This window comes from Haloechinothrix aidingensis (genome assembly GCF_013450155.1).
GTDB lineage: Bacteria > Actinomycetota > Actinomycetes > Mycobacteriales > Pseudonocardiaceae > Haloechinothrix > Haloechinothrix aidingensis.
The window spans coordinates 1-18,508 of the sequence record NZ_JACCKD010000003.1; the positions used below are offsets into that span (position 1 = coordinate 1).

Consider the following 18,508-nt stretch of genomic DNA (forward strand, 5'->3'; position numbering starts at 1 on the left):
TCAACGACGCCAAAACCGCCACCACCGACATCGTCGAAGAACTCAAACAACTCTAAACCCACACCCAGCGCACTGGACGTGCCCAGCGTGTCTAGCGGCCGAGCGGGAGGTCGGCGGCCGCCTCGAGGACGCGGTCCGTGTCGGGGCCGCCGTCCCCGTACCCGGCTGGGGCGAGGAGGGTGACACGCACGGTCGAGCCGTGCGTGTCACTGCGCTGGACGGCGCCGTCGAAGCCGGGTGGCTCGCCCGGCCACCGCCCGCTCCGCGCCGCCAGGTCATGCGCACCCCCGCGTCCCGGGGTGTCGACGATGTCCCGGAACGTATGCGCGTCATCCGGTGTGGCGAACTCGAACTCCGCGATGCTCACGGCAGCCTCGACCCCGCCGTGGCGTGCCGTGAAGCTGCCGAGGTGGATGCGGGCACAGGTGAGCTGCTCCACGGCCACCTGCGCGTCTCCGAAGGTGTGCGCGACACAGTCCGGCTCGCTGCTGGTGGCCACCGGGACGAAGGTGACATCCCGTACGTTCCGTTCGGCGGAGTCGCCCGCGGAGTGTGGCTCCGGACGCGTTTCCGCCTCGCCGGTGGCCACCGCTACGCCGATGGCGGAGAGCACGACGAGCAGCAGGAGCGCGAGGGCGGCCAGGGACCACCACGTGACGCGGCGGGCCGGGCGACGGCGCGGGGGCAGCCGTTGCGCACCGACCCGGCCGGGCCGCGCCTGCCCGTCCGGTTCCTCGGGGGGTAGCTGGGATGCCTGGCGCGCCGAGGTCGTCTCGCCCGCTGGGAAGCCTTCCTCGGCGAGCTCCTCGACGGTCAGCGCCTGTGTGCCGGGCATCAGCAGCCGCATGATCGCCCTGGCGTGTTCGATGGTGCACGGTCGGGCGGTCTCGCCGGGGGAGGCTACCCCGCCGTCGAGAGCGGCGCGCAGGCTCGCCGGTGCGGGGTGCAGCACGTGTACGGAGCCGTCCTCACCGGCGTCCGGCACGGTGATGGTGTGCGCGTACGGACCGACCGCGACGACGATGCCGCTCGGCAGCGTGGTGTGCGTCGCCGCAGACAGCGCCGACAGGGCGGTGCGGGCGTCGCGCAACGCGTTCACCACCGGGCTGCTCTCCGGGTCGTCGGTGCCCGCGACGGCCCAGCCGTCGGCCAGCCACTGACCGTGCAGCGGAGCGATGAGCCGCATGGCCGGGCTCTCCAGGTGCACCCCGACAACGACGTGTACGGCGTGCGGTCGTAGAACGACGGCTTCGACAGGGTAATTATCACCCGGAAAGGTGACGCCTAGAAGGGCTAGTCCGCCGGTGTCGGCCTGTCCCCGTCCCAAAGCCGTCAGCGCGGCGCGTATGTCGTCGCTGATACCTGAAACGCGCTCGCCAGCGCGGACAACTCGCACCGTCGCAACCCTCCCCATCGGCGAAACCCGGTCGCGGAACAAGGCTCGGAGCTGAGCCGGTCAGGGACAAGACTAGTCGCGCGTGCGTATCCGAGCGCGTACACCCTGCGTTGTGTCTAGAGGGACGAAGAGTCGAGAAGGGTTCACATAGGTTCACGTTGAGTTATTGACAGGAACGCGATGTCCCTAGTTGTGTGTCATTCCATCGTGTGAGGTTGCCGCTGAACTGAGCGGGCAAACAGGGAGGAGTCATCAGTGCTTGGAAGACCCTGGCGACGCGCGGTAGTGGTCGCGGCCACATCGGCGCTCGCTGTGTCGACGATCGGGGCCACGCCTGTGATCGCCCAGGAAACGACCGATCCGCTGGCGCCGATCGGGGACTCGCTCGGCGGGGTGCTGTCTGGGGACTCCGGTTCGGAACCGGTATCCGTCTTCGTGCACGGCACTGACGTCGCGGCAGCCGACCAGGCGATCGCCGACGCCGGGATGGACCGGCTGACCGCCTTCGACAAGGTCGGTGTCGTCGCGGCCAGCGGTACCGCGGACCAGGTCGACGAGGTGCGAGACGCCGACGGCGTCACCTATGTGGAGAACAACTCCCCGGTGGAGTTCTTCGCGACGTCGGGCACCGAAGCCACGCGGTCCAACGAAGCGCAGGAGACGCTGACCGACGCCGATGGCGAGCCGATCGACGGCAGCGGCACCTCGGTCGCGGTCATCGACACCGGGGTCGACCCGAATCACCCGGCGTTCGCCGACGAGAACGGCGACAGCAGGGTCGTGGCGAACATGCGGAGCCTCTGCCTCGGCGACAGCGGCGACACCAGCTGCATCGTCGACGCGGGCCCGCTGGACACCGACTCCACGTCGCTCGGCGGGCACGGCACGCACGTCACCGGAATCGCGGCCGGGCAGGACTACGAGCTGAATGACGGCTCGCAGGTGGGTGGCTCGGCACCGGGAGCCGACATCGTCTCGGTGGCCACCGGAGCAGCGGTGGCGATCCTCGGCGCGAACTCCGCGATGAACTGGGTCCTGGAGAACCACGACGCACCGTGCGGTGACGACGTCCCCGCCGAGGAGTGCGCCCCGGTGAAGGTGGTCAACAACTCCTGGGGCCCTGCGGGAGGCGGTGAGTTCGACGAGAACTCCCTGACGGTCAAGCTGCAGCGCGCGCTCGCCGAAGAAGGCGTCATGACGGTGTGGGCGAACGGCAACGACGGCGGGGACGGGTCGCAGAACCTCTCCAACCCGCCGGGTCAGGACCCCACGCCGGGTGTGGTGTCCGTTGCCTCCTACTTCGACGAGGGGACGGGAACCCGCGACGGTTCGGTGTCCGACTTCTCCTCGCGCGGTGCGCAGGACGACACGCAGAGCTGGCCGGACATCTCGGCACCCGGTGAGGAGGTGCTGTCGGCCTGCAGGCCCACGATGCCGATCTGCTCGACCGGCTTCGACTTCCGGAACGGCCCGGGTGCGCTCGACCTGGCCACCTACAACGTGATCAGCGGGACGTCGATGGCGGCGCCACAGGTCACCGGCATCATCGCGCAGCTGTCCCAGGCGAAGCCGGATGCCACGCCCGCCGAGATCGAGGACGCGCTGAAGTCCACGGCGTACAAGTACACCGACGGCGCGTCGTACGAGAAGGTGGACGGCTACACCTCGAGCTTCGACAAGGGCACCGGCCTGGTCGACACGGTCGCCGCGGTGGAGTACCTCACGGGATGACGCAACGGGAGCTCCCGCGTGGGTGGCCGGCCATGTGCGGCACCCACGCGGGAGCGTTTCCCTGTTGTGCCTGTTGCTGATGTGATTTCATGGCATACTGGAGCCACAAATTCAGACCGAGCATCACACGAGTTGCGCCGAGTGCGCCTCCGCTCGAGTTCCACGCAGGCAGTCGAGGACGTAGGGGAAGATGCTCCTCGTCAGTCAGCAGGTTCGAGCAGCGGAGGTCAGCAGTGAGCACTCGTGGAAGTACCCGTGGTGTGGTGTACGTCCACTCGTCGCCGTCTGCGGTGTGCCCGCACGTCGAGTGGGCACTTTCCGGTGTCGTCGGATACCGCGTCAACCTTCGTTGGACGGAGCAGCCGGCGGCACCGGGACAGCTGCGCGCCGAATGTGCCTGGGAGGCCGCGCCGGGCACCGGTGCCAAGCTCGCGGCTGCGCTCAAGGCGTGGCCCATGCTGCGTTTCGAGGTCACCGAGGAGCCCAGCCGGGGTGTCGACGGTGAGCGGCTGTGTTACGTGCCCGGCCTGGGGCTGTGGCACGGGCGCACCAGCGCCAACGGGGACACCGTGGTCGGCGAGGACCAGCTGCGCTCGCTCGTGGCGGCCAGCGGGTCGAGCGAGGCCGTGGCACACAAGGTGGACGAGGTGCTCGGCGGCGCGTGGGACGAGGCGCTGGAACCGTTCCGCTACGCAGGGGACGGTGCGCCCGTGGCCTGGCTCCATCGTGTCGGGTGATGGCCTCCGCCGTGCCGATGGCGTGACGGCATCGTAGCCTCGTCCCCGTGCCAGGCAGTGTGGATCACCTGATGTCGCTTCGCTCGGTCGTGTCGCTGTTCGCGGTCATGATCGTGCTCGCCGTGGGCGGCGGCGTCGTTCTGCACGATATGTACTCCGCGGCCGACGGCCAGGCGGCCGCGCCGGATCCGGCTCCCGTCCCGGTCGAGCGGGATCCCGAGGACCGGCCGGGGCGTCGCGAGGTCAGGTTGAGCGCCGACGCGGCACGCCACCCCGAGCGGGACGCCGTGCGTCGCGTGCTGCAGACATACTTCGACGCGATCAACGAGCGGGATTTCGACCTCTGGCGATCCGTGGTCACGTCCGAACGGTTGGGCACGACCGAGGAGGACCAGTGGATCGAGGACTTCCGGTCGACGCGGGACGGTGACATGTTCGTGCACCGGATCGAGCCCGCGCGCGACGACCGGCTCCGTGTCCTGGTCAGCTTCACCAGCACGCAGGACGTCGAGGACGCGCCCGCCACGCTGCCCGAGCCGTGCATTCACTGGTGGCTGGCGTTGCCGCTGGCCGCGGCCGGGGATGGGGACGGCTGGCGGGTCGACGCCGTCTCACCCGGCACCCCGCCCCTGTACGAGGCGTGCTGAATGACGCTTCCAGGCCGCTGAACGGCCTGGAAGCGTCATTCAGCACATCAAGCGGAGGTGAAGGCGAGGGCGACGTTGTGCCCACCGAAACCGAAGGAGTCGTTGATCGCGACGTCGAGGTCCATCTTGCGCGGCTCGCCTGTGACCACATCCAGGCTGACGCCCGGGTCGAGCTCCTTGAGGTTCGTCGTCGGGGGAACGAGCCCGTGGTGGATCGACAGGATCGTGGCGATCGACTCCACCGCACCGGCCGCACCGAGCAGGTGGCCGAGCATGCTCTTCGGGGCGGTCAGCACCGGCTGGTCCCCGACAGCCTTGCGTACCGCTACCGTCTCGGTGACGTCGCCGACCTGGGTCGACGTGGCGTGTGCGTTGACGTGCTGCACGTCCGAGGCTGCGATACCGCCGTTGCGCAGCGCGGCCTCCATCGCCTTGGCCTGCCAGGTCCCTTCCGGGTCGGGCGCGGTGATGTGGTGCGCGTCGGCGTTGGTGCCCGCTCCGGCGAGGCGGGCGTAAACCCGCGCGCCGCGTGCCTTCGCGTACTCTTCCCGCTCCAGCACGACCACGCCGGCGCCCTCGCCGAGAACGAACCCGTCCCGCTCGATATCCCACGGCCTCGAGGCGTGCTCCGGGTCGTCGTTGCGGGTACTCATGGTGCGGGACTGGGCGAACCCGGCCATGGTGATCGCGGCGATGCATGCCTCGGCGCCGCCTGCGAGCACCACGTCGGCCTCACCGGCCCGCAGCATCCGCCATGCCCACGCCAGCCCCTCGGCCCCCGAGGCGCAGGCGGACACCGGCGCGTGCACTCCGGCGCGGGCGGTGAACTCGAGGCCCACGTGCGCGGCAGGCCCGTTCGGCATGAGCATGGGAACGGTCAGCGGGGAGACCTTGCGCAACCCGTGGTTCTCCAGGAGATCATCCTGGTGCAGCAGGGTCGTCGCGCCCCCGATACCGGTGCCGATGACGACGCCGAGCCGTTCGGGCTCGACGCCGTCATCGCCGAAGCTCGCGTCCTGCCAGGCCTGCCGGGCCGCGATCAGGGCGACCTGCTCGCTGCGATCCAGACGGCGCGCTTCCACCCGGGACAGCACCTCGGCCGGGTCGACGGCGAGCTGAGAGGCGATCTTGACGGGCAGGTCGAACCGCTCGACCCAGTCCGTCTCGAGTGCCGATACACCGCTGCGCCCGGACAGCAGGCCCTCCCACGTCGACTCGACGTCCCCGCCGAGCGGCGTGGTAGCGCCGAGCCCGGTCACTACGACGTCGCTTGAACTCATGCTCGTCCTTCCCGCACGAATGGTTGTGCCCCGGGGTCACCGGGATTTGGCTGGTCGTTGTCGACCCGGGAACCTCTCTCGACCGCTGCCGGTCCGCGGCTGCCGGGCCGGGATGCGCGGCTGATGTCCCGTCCCTCGCGGGGCGGAGCGCTCAGCCGGGACCACCTGCTACTTGGAGTTGGCCTGGACGTAGTTCACCGCGTCGCTGACAGTCTTCAGGTTGGCCAGCTCGTCGTCCGGGATCTTCACCCCGAACTTGTCCTCCGCCTGCACCGCGATCTCGACCATGGACAGCGAGTCGATGTCGAGGTCGTCCACGAACGACTTGTCCGAGGTGACCTCGTCCTTGGCGACGCCGGCGACCTCTTCGATGATCTCCGCGAGCCCTGCGGTGATCTCCTGGTTGTCAGCCACTTGTTGATCCTTTCGGTTTCTTCTTCCTTACACGCCACCTAGGGCGCGATGATGACCTGCCCAGCGTAGGAAAGCCCCGCGCCGAACCCGACAGTCAGTACCACATCCCCGCGCCGTACCTGTCCCTTGACCCGCATATGGTCGAGGGCCATCGGGATGGACGCCGAGGAGGTGTTGCCTGAGTAGGCGATGTCGTCGGCGACCACCATGTCCTCCCGCGCACCCTGGACGCGCATCCGTTTCGCGATGGCCTCGACGATGCGCAGGTTCGCCTGGTGGGGGATGAGCACGTCGATGTCGGACGGGGACAAGCCGGCAGCCTCCACGGCGCGCAGCGCGACCGGGGCGATCTTGGTCGTCGCCCACCGGAACACGGACTGGCCCTCCTGGTAGATGTACCGGTGGTCGCGCATGTAGATGGTGTCCACGAGGTCACCCGCGCTTCCCCAGCTGACCGGGCCGATCTCGGCCTGTTCCGAGGGGCCGACCACCATCGCCCCGGCACCGTCGGCGAAGATGATGGCGTTCGCGCGGTCGTAGGGGTCGACGACGTCGGTGAGCTTCTCCGCACCGATCACGAGCACCTTGCCTGCCGAGCCGGTCCGGATCAGGTCGGAGGCGAGCCCGAGCGCATAGCAGAACCCGGCACAGGCGGCGTTGACGTCGAAGGCCCCCGCGGCGCGGATGCCGATACGGTCGGCGACCTGCGCGGCGGCGTTCGGGATCGGTGACGGCATCGTGCAGTTCGGCACGATGACCGTGTCGATCTCGCCCGGCTCGAGCCCGGCGTCCTCGAGCGCCTGGGAACCAGCCTGTACGGCCATGTCGACCAGGGAGACGTCCGGACCGGCGAACCGGCGCTCGACGATCCCGACCCGATCCCTGATCCACTGGTCGTCCGTGTCGAGGTACTTGGCGAGGTCGTCGTTGCTCACGATCGTGTCCGGCTGCATGCTCGCCACGCCGAGGATGCGGGTAGCCGCAGCACCGGTGAGCTGAGTCAGGGCCATCAGGTCGCCACCTCGGAAAGCAGGGAGGACACGGAGTCGATGTCGGCAGGCGCCTTGACCGCGACCGTGCCGGTCACGGTGCCCTTGAGCTGGCGCTTGACCAGTCCCGTCAACGTTCCGCCGGGGACAAGCTCAACGGTACTTGTCGTGCCGAGCGTGGCCAACGTGTCCATCGTCAGGTCCCAGCGCACCGGCCGGGTGACCTGCTGGACGAGCCTGTCGAGGTACTCGGCGCCGCTGTCGACCACCGCGCCGTCGGCATTGGACAGCAGTGGCCGCACCGGATCCGAGGTGGACACGCTAGCCGCGTGCTCGGCGAGGGCCTGCTGCGCGGGTTCCATGTACCGGGTGTGGAACGCGCCCGCGACCGGGATCCTGCGGACCTTGGTTCCCTCGAGCGGCTCGGCAACGATCCGCTCGATCGCGGCGGCCGAACCGGAGGCCACGATCTGGCCGGCACCGTTGCGGTTGGCCGCGACGAGCCCGTTCCGTTCCAGCCAGTCGACGACGTCGTCCGGGTCGCCGAGCATGACCGCGGCCATGCTGGTCGGCTCGAGCGCGCAGGCCTTGGCCATCTCGGCGCCGCGAACCGCGGCGAGCGCGACGGCGTCGTCATGGGCGAGTACGCCTGCGACGGCCGCGGCAGCGAGCTCGCCGATCGAGTGGCCCGCGACGGGGGAGTCGGCTGGCAGGGCACCGTGACGGTCGAGCTCGTTGGCGCTCAGCAGCGACGCGGCGACGATCAACGGCTGGGTGACGGCGGTGTCCTGGATCTCGTCGGCATCGGCCTCGGTTCCCAGCCGGATCAGGTCCAGTCCCGCTCGCTCGGACCAGTGCCGCAGGCGCGCACGCGCGTCCTCGTTGTCGAGCCAGGGGGTGAGCATTCCGGGGGTCTGGGAGCCCTGTCCGGGCGCAAGCACGGCGGTCACTGTCACTCCTTCAGAAAACATGCTGAGCGAGGTTCGGGGGGATGCTGTCATGTACGAAGTCGTCGGGCCATTTTTGGAGGGTCTCTCCAAAGGCGGGTGGCCGGCCCGGAGATCGTGGTGCAGGTCACTTGTCGGGTTCGCCCATTAGGCGGTGTGCTGGCGAGGGGTGTTATACCGGGCCTCTGGTGTGCGGCAGCCTGCCGAGGATCAGTGCGATCCGCAGCACGAGCGCGTCCCGCGGGTTGGACGCGTCCCTGCCGGTCAGCTCCGCCGCCCTCTTGAGCCGGTAGCGCACGGTGTTCGGGTGGACGAACAGCGTGCGCGCGCAGACCTCCAGAACGCCCCCGACCTCCAGGTAGGTGGTGAGGGTCTCGATCAGGGCGGTACCCGAACGTTCCAGGGGTTCGACGATCGTGTCGATGAGCTGCCGCTCGGCCTCCGCGTCGCCGGCGAGGGCACGCTCCGGGAGCAGGTCGCCCGCGCGGACGGGGGACGGTGCCGACGGCCAGCCGGAGACCGCGCGCAGCCCGGACAGCGCCTCGGACGCGCTGACGTACGCCTCGGCAAGGCTGGGCATCGTCGGGCCGGCCACGGCGGGGCCGTCGCCGAACGCCTCGGCGATCCTGGGCAGGATCTCGCGGTCGCGGCCGGACCGCACGGTACCGCCGCCGATGATCACGACGAGGCGAGAGCCCTGCACGCCGACCAGAACGGGCCGGTCCATACGGGATGCCTTGCCGCGGACGGTGGACACGATGGTCGGCGGGTCCTCGGCGGGTGCGTGGCCGACGATCACCGTCGCGGCCGCGTCCGGGTCCCAGCCGAGAGCCGAGGCGCGCGAGAGGAGCGACTCCTCGGCGTCCCCCCGGACGATGCCGTCGACGACGAGGGCCTCCAGCCGCGCGTCCCAGGCGCCACGACTCTCCGCGGCCGCGGCGTAGGTCGTCGCGGCCGTGAAGGCGATCTCCCTGCCGTAGCGCAGGATGCCCTCGGTCAGGACGCGACGCTCGCTGTCGTCGGCGGCGAACGTCGGCAGATGCTCTTCGAGGACCTCCGTGGCGATCCGGATGAGGTGCACGGTGTGTCGCAGGTTGATCCACCGGGACAGCTCCGGTGGGGCTTCCCGGAACGCTTCGGTGGTCAGTTTGAGCGCATCGGCCGGGTCCCGGAGCCAGCCGATGAACCCCGCCACCCCGGTCTGGGTGATGAACAGGACGCTCGCGCGCTGGTCGGCGGGCATGCGGGAGAACCACGGTAGGTGTTCTTCCATGGCGGCAACGCTCTTGGCCGCGAGGTCACCGGAGGCTCGTTCGAGGTTGTGCACAGTGCTCGCCGAGAGGCTGAGCTGCGAGCGCCCGGACTGGTCGGCGCGATTTCCGCTCATGGTTACCACAATCCCACGCCCCGCTCCGGACGGGCCGATGGTGCTCCGCCCGCCGATATCACTCACCCGTGGCACCGTGTCGAGTTGCCGGCTCCCCGTGCCCTGGCGAATGATCGTCGGACTACAGGCATAGTGCCAGGACAAGGGAGGAGACTGTGATGGACCAGCTCAGAGATGGGTTGGGTGACGCGTGGAGTCTGGTGACCACGTTCGTTCCCAAGCTCGTCTTCTTCTTGATCATCCTACTGATCGGTTGGTTGATCGCGAAGGCTGTCGCCAAGGCGCTGACCCTCGTACTCGGTAAGCTGGGCTTCTCGCGTCTCGTCGAGAAGACGGGGCTGTCCGGGACGCTCAGCCAAGCCAATATCGACGCCGCGTCGCTCATCGCGAAGTTGGCGTACTTCTTCATTCTGCTTATCGCGCTGCAGTTGGCCTTCGGCGTGTTCGGGCCGACCAATCCGGTGAGCGAGCTTCTCAACGATGTCATCGCGTTCTTGCCACGCGTGCTCGTGGCGATCGTGTTGGTGATCGTCGCTGCCGCCATCGCGAAGATGGTGCGTGACCTGGTGAACTCGGCGCTGGCGGGCCGCCCGGCCGGTTGGCTGCTCGGTATGGTGGCCTACTGGTTCATCATCGCGCTGGGCATCATCGCCGCGCTCAACCAGGTGCAGATCGCCACCACGGTGACGACGCCGGTGCTGATCGCCGTGCTGGCCACGGTAGGCGGCGTGATCGTCGTCGGCTTCGGCGGCGGTCTCATCAAACCGGCGCAGGAGCGTTGGGCCGCCTGGCTGGACAACATGCAGAGCAACCTCAGCTCTGGTGGGCAGGCCCAGGCGGGCCAGCGTTCGGGCGCCGGGTCGGGTCAGGAACCCCCGACCCCTCCGCAGGGCACCACCCCGCGCTGAAGAATGAGCTGAATGGCGCTTTCCCTCCACATGACGGAGGGAAAGCGCCATTCGGCGTTCCCGGGTTCCCGGCGTTCTCAGTCCTCGTCGGAGTCGGCTTCCGGGATGCTGGCGGCGAACACGTCGTCGATCCGGTACCGGCGTGCCGCCTGGGACAGCGTCTCGTGCGGGATGTCGCCACGCCGCGCGAGCGAGGAGAGCGTGGCGACCACGATCGACTCCGCGTCGACCAGGAAGTGCCGCCGTGCGGCCGGGCGGGTGTCGGAGAAACCGAAACCGTCCGTGCCGAGGGTGTACATCTCGTTCGGCACCCATGGCCGGATCAGGTCCGGCACCGAGCGCATCCAGTCGGACACCGCGACGATCGGCCCGCTCGTGCCGGTCAGCGCCCGGGTCACGTACGGCACCCGCGGCTCGTCATCGGTGTGCAGCAGGTTGTCCCTGTCGATCTCGACAGCTTCCCTGCGCAGCTCCGACCATGAGGTCGCCGACCACACGTCCGCGGCGACGCCCCATTCGGAGGCCAGCATCTCCTTGGCGCGCAGCGCGTCCGGCATGGTGACGCCGGAGACCAGGATCTGTGCTCGCGGCCCCTCGATGTCGGCCTCGGCGTAGCGGTACAGACCGCGCAGCAGGCCGTCCACGTCGAGGTCCTCCGGCTCGGCCGGCTGCTGGTACGGCTGGTTGTACACGGTCAGGTAGTAGAAGACGTTCTCACCGTTGCCGTCCGGGCCGCCCTCGCCGTACATGCGGCGCAGACCGTCCCGCACGATGTGGGCGATCTCGAAGGACCACGCCGGGTCGTAGGAGACCACGGCCGGGTTGGTCGTGGCCAGCAGCTGCGAGTGCCCGTCCGCGTGCTGGAGGCCTTCGCCGGTGAGCGTGGTGCGCCCGGCGGTCGCGCCGAGGACGAACCCGCGGGCCATCTGGTCCGCCGCGGCGTAGAAGCTGTCGCCGGTGCGCTGGAACCCGAACATCGAGTAGAAGATGTAGATCGGGATCATCGGCTCGCCGTGCGTGGCGTACGAGGTGCCGATCGCGGTGAAGGAGGCAACCGACCCGGCCTCGTTGATGCCCTCGTGGAGTAGCTGGCCCTTCTCGCTTTCCTTGTAGGCCAGCATGAGCTGGGCGTCCACCGAGGTGTAGATCTGGCCCTGCGGGTTGTAGATCTTGGCGGTGGGAAACATCGAGTCGAGCCCGAAGGTGCGGGCCTCGTCCGGGATGATCGGCACGATCCGCGCGCCGATCTCGGCGTCCTTGGCCAGCTCGCGGACCAGCCGCACGAACGCCATCGTGGTGGCGACCTCCTGCTTGCCGGATCCCTTGCGGATACTGTCGTAGATCGCATCGCCGGGCAGGACGAGCGGCTTCGCCGTGGAACGCCGTTCGGGCAGGAAGCCGCCGAGCGTGCGCCGCCTGCCGATCATGTACTCGATCTCCGGTGACTGCTCGCCAGGGTGGTAGTACGGGGGCAGCTTCGGGTCACGCTCGAGCTGCTCGTCGCTGATCGGGATCCGCTGGGCGTCGCGGAAGAGCTTGAGGTCGTCGGTGGTCAGCTTCTTCATCTGGTGCGCGGCGTTACGCCCCTCGAAGGAGGCACCCAGGCCGTAGCCCTTGATGGTGTGCGCGAGGATCACGGTGGGCTGCCCGTGGTGCTCCAGTGCCGCCTTGTAGGCGGCGTAGACCTTGCGGTAGTCGTGACCGCCGCGCTTGAGGTTCCAGATGTCGGCGTCCGAGAAGTCCTTGACGAGGTCCTTGGTGCGCGGGTCGCGCCCGAAGAAGTGCTCCCGGACGTAGGCGCCGTCATTGGCCTTGTAGGTCTGGAAGTCGCCGTCCGGCGTCGTGTTCATCAGGTTGACCAGCGCGCCGTCGCGGTCGGCGTGCAGCAGCGCGTCCCACTCGCGGCCCCAGACCACCTTGATGACGTTCCAGCCCGCACCGCGGAAGTACGCCTCGAGCTCCTGGACGATCTTGCCGTTACCCCGGACCGGGCCGTCGAGCCGCTGCAGGTTGCAGTTGATGACGAAGGTGAGGTTGTCCAGCCCCTCGCCGGAGGCGACGTGGATCAGGCCGCGCGACTCCGGCTCGTCCATCTCCCCGTCCCCGAGGAAGCACCACACGTGCTGGTCGTCGGTGTCCTTGATGCCGTGCGCCTTGAGGTACCGGTTGAACCGCGCCTGGTATATCGCGTTCATCGGCCCGAGGCCCATGGAGACCGTGGGGTACTCCCAGAAGTCGGGCATCAACCTGGGATGGGGGTAGGAGGGCAGGCCGCCCCCTTGGCCTGCGTGCGAGTGCTCCTGCCGGAACCCGTCCAGCTGGTCGGCGGTGAGCCTGCCTTCGAGGTACGCGCGCGCGTAGATGCCGGGGGAGGCGTGCCCCTGGATGAAGATCTGATCGCCACCGCCGGTGTGATCCTTGCCACGGAAGAAGTGGTTGAACCCGACCTCGTAGAGTGCCGCCGAGGAAGCGTAGGTGGAGATGTGCCCACCGACCTCGACACCGGGACGTTGGGCACGATGCACCATCACCGCGGCGTTCCACCGGATGAACGCGCGGTACCGGCGTTCGACCTCCTCGTCGCCGGGGAACCACGGCTCGTTCTCGGTCGGGATGGTGTTGACGTAGTCGGTAGCGGTCAGCGGAGGAACTCCGATGTTGCGTTCCCGCGCGCGTTCGAGCAGGCGCAGCATGAGGAACCGGGCACGCTGCTGGCCTCCGTGCGCGAGGGCGGCATCGAAGGAGTCCAGCCATTCCGAGGTCTCGTCCGGATCGATGTCGGGCAGGTGTGCCGCCATGCCGTCACGGATGACGCGGACGCGTTCCGGGGCCCGCTGGGGGGTTGCCTCCTGGCCGCTGACGCCTCGACCGTTCGAACTGTGCTGGGGCAAGGGATCTCCTAGCCTGGATTGTGCGGGTGTGGTCGTTCTCATTGTCTCGCGCACAACATCGCCGTGTTCGGCGGTCGCGCACGCGCTACTCCGCCATCGTTACATGCCGTCCGGTCCCGTGGCGCCCGGAATGCGCGCTTACTCGGGAGTAATCTCAGATCATTGATCGCGCCGCCTTTTGCGCAGCGCACGGACTTGCGTGTGAACCCCGTCGTGCCGCGTTCCCGTCCAGTGTGTCCACGGCTCGTGCGCTGTCCGGTTACCGGCGACCGGTATGCCGCAGGATCTCCTCGGCGCGGCGCGTACGGTCCTGCCGTGGCGGTGCGGAATGAGCCCTCCGGGTGGGGATTTTCCGTGCACGCGGTGTTGGTGGTTGCGCATCCGGCCTCGTCGGTGTTCGCTGAACTTGGACGGAGTTCGCTTCGCGGTACGTGCGTGCCGCACAGACAGATGGAGGATTAGCAGTCGTGGTCGCCGCGGGAGACGTTGACAAGAACAACGTCGCCGACAGGCTCGGTATCGAACCGGACATGGTGGTCCAGGAGCTCGGATGGGACGAGGACGTCAACGACGCCGTGCGCGCCGCCGTCGAGGAACGCATCGGCGGTGAGCTTCTCGACGAGCACGCCGATGAGGTCATCGACGTGGTGCTGCTGTGGTGGCGTGACGGGGACGGAGACCTGGGCGACGCCCTGGTCGACGCTCGCGGGCCACTCGACGAGAACGGTGTGATCTGGGTGTTGACGCCCAAGACGGGCCAGCCAGGGCACGTCGAACCAGCAGAGATCGCAGAGGCGGTCCCCACGGTCGGGCTGTCGCAGACATCCAATGTCAGTCTGGGCCAGGGATGGACGGGGTCGCGGCTGGTCCCCCCGCGACAGTCGCGCCGGTAGAGTTCCCGAGGGCTGCTGCCCTGCTGGCGAGTACGCATCGATAGGCTGGCCCGGCAGGCGAAGGTCCCGAGCCGGGTCCGGCAGGCCCGTGGCGATACGGGTTCCACGGCGTGCTGTTGGTGCTCTCGGCGGGAAGTCGGCTCGGCAGATGAATCGAACCCAGCGTGCGAGAGGATGCTCGAATGGCCGTCGAGGTTGGCGCGAATGCCCCGGACTTCACACTCAACGACTACAACAAGCAGCCCGTGACGTTGTCGGACTTTCGGGGCGACAAGCCGGTGTTGCTGGTGTTCTACCCGTTCGCCTTCAGTGGCGTCTGCCAGGGTGAGCTGTGCCAGCTCCGTGACGAGTTCGCCGATTACGACGGCAAGGGAGTGCAGGTCATCGGCGTGTCGGTGGATACACCGTTCTCCCTGAAGGTCTGGGCGGAGCAGCAGGGCTACCAGTTCCCGCTGCTGTCGGACTTCTGGCCGCACGGCGAGGTCGCCAAGGAGTACGGAGTGTTCAACGAGAAGGCGGGCATGGCCGTGCGAGGTACCTTCCTGATCGACACCGACGGTGTCGTACGCTATGCCGAGGTCAACGAGCCCGGCCAGGCGCGTGATCAGCAGGCGTGGAAGAAGGCGATCGCGGACCTGGCCGCGTAGTCGGTTACGGTGCTCCGGGAACGGGGCACCGCCCGGGCGCATAGCTCAGCGGAAGAGCACTTGCCTTACAAGCAAGGGGTCGCTGGTTCGAACCCAGCTGCGCCCACCGGATACGGATCGAGCGACGGGGTAGCGATCGCTTCCGGGCGATCGTGAGACGTTTCGGCGGTTATCACGCACCTTGTGCCGCACGGTCGTGGTCATGCCGATGCGGCGGGTCACCCCCCGATGTAGGACATCTCGACCTTGGGGCGCCGCGCCGTCTCCTCGGTACGGAGCTCGGAGTAACGGTCCGCGCGTATCCGCCAGATCGACCGGAGCCGCTCATCCAGCTCGGCGTCGCTGGTGCCGTCGCGCACCAGCGCACGCAGGTCGTGGCCCTTCGTGCCGAACAGGCAGGTGAACAGCTCACCCTGCGCGGAAAGGCGCGCCCGCGTGCAGGTACCACAGAACGGCTGGGTCACCGAGCTGATCACGCCGATCTCCCCCGCGCCGTCGGCGTAGCGGTACCGCTGCGCCACCTCGCCGGAGTAGGCAGCGTCCACGGGCTCGAGCGGCCACGAGGCGTGAATGCGGTCGACGATCTCGCGGGCGGGCACGACCTCGTCCAGCCGCCAGCCGTTGGTGGTGCCGACATCCATGTACTCGATGAAGCGTACGACCCTGCCGGTCTCCCTGCCGTGCGCGGCGAGCCCGAGAATGTCGTCGCCGTCGTTGAGCTCGCGCTTGACCACCGCATTGATCTTGATGGGGGACAGGCCGGCCTCCTCGGCAGCCGCGATCCCGTCGAGCACGCGCTCCAGGGGCACCGGGGTGTCGCTGATACTGGCGAACCGCTCGGGGTCCAGCGAGTCGAGGCTGACGGTGACACGCGACAGGCCGGCATCGCGCAGCGAGCGGGCCTTGGACCGCAGCAGCGAGGCGTTGGTGGTCAGGGCGATGTCGGTGATGCCGTCGACGCCGGCCACCATCTCCACGAGGCGTTCCAGCTCGGCACGCAGGAGTGGTTCACCGCCCGTCAGGCGGATCTTCTGCACACCGATGCCGGCGAACGCCCGCACCAGCCGGGTGATCTCCTCGAAGCTGAGCAGCTCCTCGCGCGGCAGGAAGGCGTGCTGCGGTCCGAAGATCTCGCGAGGCATGCAGTACCGGCAGCGGAAGTTGCAGCGATCCGTGACCGAGATGCGCAGATCCCGCAGCCCGCGACCCATCTGGTCGGACGGCTGGGTGGCGCCACTGGTGCCGACCGGCGTGTCCATGGGCTCTCCTAATCCTCGATGTCACCGTCAACGGTAGGCGCTACCGGCGACAGTGACCACGTTATCCTGCCTTACGTGCACGCTACCGTCTTCGATCTCGGAGGAGTACTACTTGACTGGGATCCGGAGTACCTGTACGCCTCCCTCATCCCGGATGAGGACGAGCGCCGGTACTTCCTGACGGAGGTGTGCCCCCGGGAATGGAACGCCGAGCTGGACGTCGGCCGTGACTGGGCGGAGGCGATCGCCGAGCGAGCCGAGCGGTTTCCCGCGTACGCCGAGCTGATCGCCGCCTATCACCGTCGCTGGGACGAGATGATCGCCGGTCCGATCCCCGGGATGGTCGAGGTGCTCGACGAGCTGCGGCTCGCGGGCGTGCCGCTGTACGTGCTCAGCAACATCTCCGCGGCGAAGTGGCGGGACGCTGTGGCGCGCTGGGGCTTCCTCGACCGGCTGCGGGGAGCCGTGGTCTCCGGGCAGGAAGGGGTCGTCAAGCCGGACCCGTCGATCTATCGCACGCTGCTCGAGCGGTACGAGCTCGAGCCGGAACGTACCTTCTTCACCGATGACCTGCCCGGCAATGTCGCGGCCGCACGGGCGTGGGGTATCGACGCCGAGCAGTTCGTCGACGCCGCGACGCTCCGCGGCCAGCTGGTCGATCGCGGGCTGCTGCGCGGCTGAGCGGCACCCGGCGTCGCCGGCCCGCCGGGTGCTGGGCCCTGCTGTGCCGGTGTTCCTTCCCCTTTCCGGACCCGTGACGGTCATCTTCCCCTGAACGAGTGTCGTCCACGAGTTGAAGGTTAGGCTTACCTATACTAGGTTAGGCTAACCTTAAATGATCTTCTTGTGGTTGGAGCGAACGTATGTCGGTCGATGTGAACGCGGGATCGTCCGGCGAGGCCGGGATCACCGAGCCACCCGCGCCGGTCGCCGGTGCCGAGCTGGCGGGCGGGCACGCGGGACCGGCACGGTTGTCCGCGCTCGTCGGCACCGCCGTCCAGGCCATCGCGGCGGGCGTCGCCGAGCGTGGTGGTCCCGCTCCTGCCCGCGAACCGTGCGCGCTGGCCGAGCAGGTACGCGACACGATGGGAGAGGCCCTGCCGGAGCTCGGCACCGGCGCCGAGGAGGCCCTCAGCTGTCTCACGCGGATGCTGGCCGCGGGCTCGGTCGACCCGTCCGACCCGGCGTGTGCCGCACACCTGCACTGCCCGCCGCTGGCGGTTGCCGCCGTAGCGGACCTCGTCAGCGCCACGCTCAACCCCTCGCTCGACTCGTGGGACCAGGCGCCCGCGGCCACCACAGTGGAGCGTGAGGTCGTCGCGGCGCTCGCCGAGCTGGCTGGCTACCGGCCCGAGCGCGCCGCCGGGGTGCTGACCGGGGGCGGCACCGAGTCCAACCTCATGGGCCTTGCGCTGGCCAGGGACGCCGCGCTGCGCGAGCTCGCCGGTGTGGAACCGGCGTACGAGGGCGTCAGCGGTCCCGCCTGCCGGATGCGGGTGTTCTGCTCCACGGCGGCGCATTTCTCGGTGCAGCGCAACGCCGCACTGCTCGGACTCGGCGAGGCATCGGTGACCGCGGTGCCCGTCGACGACCGGCACCGGATGGACACCACCGCGCTCTGCCGTGCGCTGCGACGGTGCGAGGACTCCCCGGCGATCATCGTCGCGACCGCGGGCACGACCGACCTCGGTGCGATCGACCCGCTGCCCGAGGTGGCCGAGCTGGCCAACGAGTACGGAGCCTGGCTGCACACCGATGCCGCCTACGGCGGTGGGGCACTGCTGTCCGAGGAGCTCGCGCCACTGCTCGACGGCATCGCACTGAGCGACTCGATCGCCCTCGACCTGCACAAACTGGGCTGGCAGCCGATCGCGGCCGGGGTGTTCCTCGCAGGCGAGGGCTACGCGATGGAGCCGCTGGCCCGGCGCGTGGCCTACCTCAACCCCGCCGACGACGAGGCCGCGGGCTACGACGGGCTGCTCGGCCGGTCGCTGCGCACCACCCGGCGCGCCGACGCCTTCAAGATCGCTGTGACCATGCGCGCGCTGGGCAGGCGCGGGCTCGGCGAGCTGGTCGACCGGTGTCACGCGCTGGCCCGGTACATCGCCACGCAGATCGCGAGTCACCCGGCGCTGGAGCTGGCCGCGGAGCCCGCGCTGACCACAGTGGTGTTCCGCTACCGGGCGTTCGGCCACCCGGACAGGGTCAACGCCGCGCTGCGGCGCCGCCTGCTGCGGCGCGGCAGCGCCGTGGTGGGGCGCACCGAGCTGTCCGGCGAGGTGTGGCTCAAGCTCACGCTGCTACACCCGGGCGCAGCGCGTACCGATGCCGACGCCCTGCTCAACGACATCGTGATCGCGGGAACCGAGGAGGACGGGTAGA

At 68.9% G+C, this 18,508-nt stretch carries 16 protein-coding genes and 1 tRNA gene; 9 read left to right on the plus strand and 8 right to left on the minus strand.

Annotation, left to right across the window (positions count from 1 at the left end):
- Window positions 1–91 precede the first annotated feature (91 nt).
- Window positions 92–1,186 carry a hypothetical protein gene (locus tag H0B56_RS08400; RefSeq protein WP_180892429.1) on the minus strand — a complete coding sequence of 365 codons (1,095 nt, stop codon included), beginning with the start codon at window positions 1,184–1,186 and terminating at the stop codon, window positions 92–94.
- A 465-nt stretch (window positions 1,187–1,651) separates the two neighbouring features.
- Here H0B56_RS08400 and H0B56_RS08405 point away from each other — a divergent pair, with 465 nt between their 5' ends.
- The 3 genes from H0B56_RS08405 (at window position 1,652) to H0B56_RS08415 (ending at window position 4,511) form a co-directional block, all read left to right on the plus strand.
- The gene (locus H0B56_RS08405; RefSeq protein WP_180892430.1) at window positions 1,652–3,127 is read left to right on the plus strand and encodes a S8 family serine peptidase; all 1,476 of its coding nucleotides are present in this window, start codon (window positions 1,652–1,654) and stop codon (window positions 3,125–3,127) included.
- 233 nt (window positions 3,128–3,360) lie between these two features.
- Window positions 3,361–3,864, plus strand: coding sequence for a DUF3145 domain-containing protein (locus tag H0B56_RS08410; RefSeq protein ID WP_343063811.1), 504 nt, complete (start codon window positions 3,361–3,363; stop codon window positions 3,862–3,864).
- 47 nt (window positions 3,865–3,911) lie between these two features.
- Window positions 3,912–4,511 carry a hypothetical protein gene (locus tag H0B56_RS08415; RefSeq protein ID WP_180892432.1) on the plus strand — a complete coding sequence of 200 codons (600 nt, stop codon included), beginning with the start codon at window positions 3,912–3,914 and terminating at the stop codon, window positions 4,509–4,511.
- A gap of 47 nt (window positions 4,512–4,558) precedes the next feature.
- Here the strand turns inward: H0B56_RS08415 and H0B56_RS08420 are convergent, their stop codons facing one another.
- From H0B56_RS08420 to H0B56_RS08440, 5 genes are all read right to left on the minus strand, one after another.
- A complete protein-coding gene (locus tag H0B56_RS08420; RefSeq protein WP_180892433.1) occupies window positions 4,559–5,791 on the minus strand; it encodes a beta-ketoacyl-[acyl-carrier-protein] synthase family protein in 1,233 nt (410 codons plus the stop codon).
- A gap of 168 nt (window positions 5,792–5,959) precedes the next feature.
- On the minus strand, window positions 5,960–6,205 hold the full coding sequence (locus H0B56_RS08425; protein ID WP_089300724.1) for an acyl carrier protein: 246 nt from the start codon (window positions 6,203–6,205) through the stop codon (window positions 5,960–5,962).
- 38 nt (window positions 6,206–6,243) lie between these two features.
- Window positions 6,244–7,215: a beta-ketoacyl-ACP synthase III gene (locus H0B56_RS08430; RefSeq protein ID WP_180892434.1), complete on the minus strand. Its 972-nt coding sequence runs from the start codon at window positions 7,213–7,215 to the stop codon at window positions 6,244–6,246.
- Complete coding sequence (locus tag H0B56_RS08435) at window positions 7,215–8,165, minus strand: ACP S-malonyltransferase (RefSeq protein WP_219632535.1); 951 nt, start codon at window positions 8,163–8,165, stop codon at window positions 7,215–7,217. The genes H0B56_RS08430 and H0B56_RS08435 overlap by 1 nt, the downstream gene beginning before the upstream one ends.
- A 148-nt stretch (window positions 8,166–8,313) precedes the next feature.
- Window positions 8,314–9,528: a PucR family transcriptional regulator gene (locus tag H0B56_RS08440; RefSeq protein WP_180892436.1), complete on the minus strand. Its 1,215-nt coding sequence runs from the start codon at window positions 9,526–9,528 to the stop codon at window positions 8,314–8,316.
- 155 nt (window positions 9,529–9,683) lie between these two features.
- Between H0B56_RS08440 and H0B56_RS08445 the strand changes: the two genes are divergently transcribed.
- Window positions 9,684–10,436, plus strand: coding sequence for a mechanosensitive ion channel family protein (locus H0B56_RS08445; protein WP_180892437.1), 753 nt, complete (start codon window positions 9,684–9,686; stop codon window positions 10,434–10,436).
- Window positions 10,437–10,513: 77 nt separating this feature from the next.
- On the opposite strand, the gene aceE is transcribed toward H0B56_RS08445, so the two are convergent.
- Window positions 10,514–13,327: a pyruvate dehydrogenase (acetyl-transferring), homodimeric type gene (aceE, locus tag H0B56_RS08450; protein WP_246361010.1), complete on the minus strand. Its 2,814-nt coding sequence runs from the start codon at window positions 13,325–13,327 to the stop codon at window positions 10,514–10,516.
- A gap of 467 nt (window positions 13,328–13,794) precedes the next feature.
- Here aceE and H0B56_RS08455 point away from each other — a divergent pair, with 467 nt between their 5' ends.
- From H0B56_RS08455 to H0B56_RS08465, 3 genes are all read left to right on the plus strand, one after another.
- Window positions 13,795–14,220 carry a DUF3052 family protein gene (locus H0B56_RS08455; RefSeq protein WP_180892439.1) on the plus strand — a complete coding sequence of 142 codons (426 nt, stop codon included), beginning with the start codon at window positions 13,795–13,797 and terminating at the stop codon, window positions 14,218–14,220.
- Window positions 14,221–14,402: 182 nt separating this feature from the next.
- A complete protein-coding gene (locus H0B56_RS08460; protein ID WP_180892440.1) occupies window positions 14,403–14,867 on the plus strand; it encodes a peroxiredoxin in 465 nt (154 codons plus the stop codon).
- Window positions 14,868–14,901: 34 nt separating this feature from the next.
- Window positions 14,902–14,973: transfer RNA gene (locus H0B56_RS08465), tRNA-Val, on the plus strand.
- Window positions 14,974–15,085: 112 nt separating this feature from the next.
- Here the strand turns inward: H0B56_RS08465 and moaA are convergent.
- Window positions 15,086–16,126 (minus strand): GTP 3',8-cyclase MoaA, encoded by a 1,041-nt coding sequence (moaA, locus tag H0B56_RS08470; RefSeq protein ID WP_180892441.1) that lies wholly within the window; start codon window positions 16,124–16,126, stop codon window positions 15,086–15,088.
- Between the two features lie 75 nt (window positions 16,127–16,201).
- Between moaA and H0B56_RS23210 the strand changes: the two genes are divergently transcribed.
- Both H0B56_RS23210 and H0B56_RS08480 read left to right on the plus strand, forming a co-directional pair.
- A complete protein-coding gene (locus H0B56_RS23210) occupies window positions 16,202–16,807 on the plus strand; it encodes an HAD family hydrolase (RefSeq protein ID WP_219632537.1) in 606 nt (201 codons plus the stop codon).
- 182 nt (window positions 16,808–16,989) lie between these two features.
- Window positions 16,990–18,507 (plus strand): pyridoxal phosphate-dependent decarboxylase family protein, encoded by a 1,518-nt coding sequence (locus tag H0B56_RS08480; RefSeq protein WP_180892443.1) that lies wholly within the window; start codon window positions 16,990–16,992, stop codon window positions 18,505–18,507.
- The last annotated feature ends 1 nt before the right edge of the window (window position 18,508 follow it).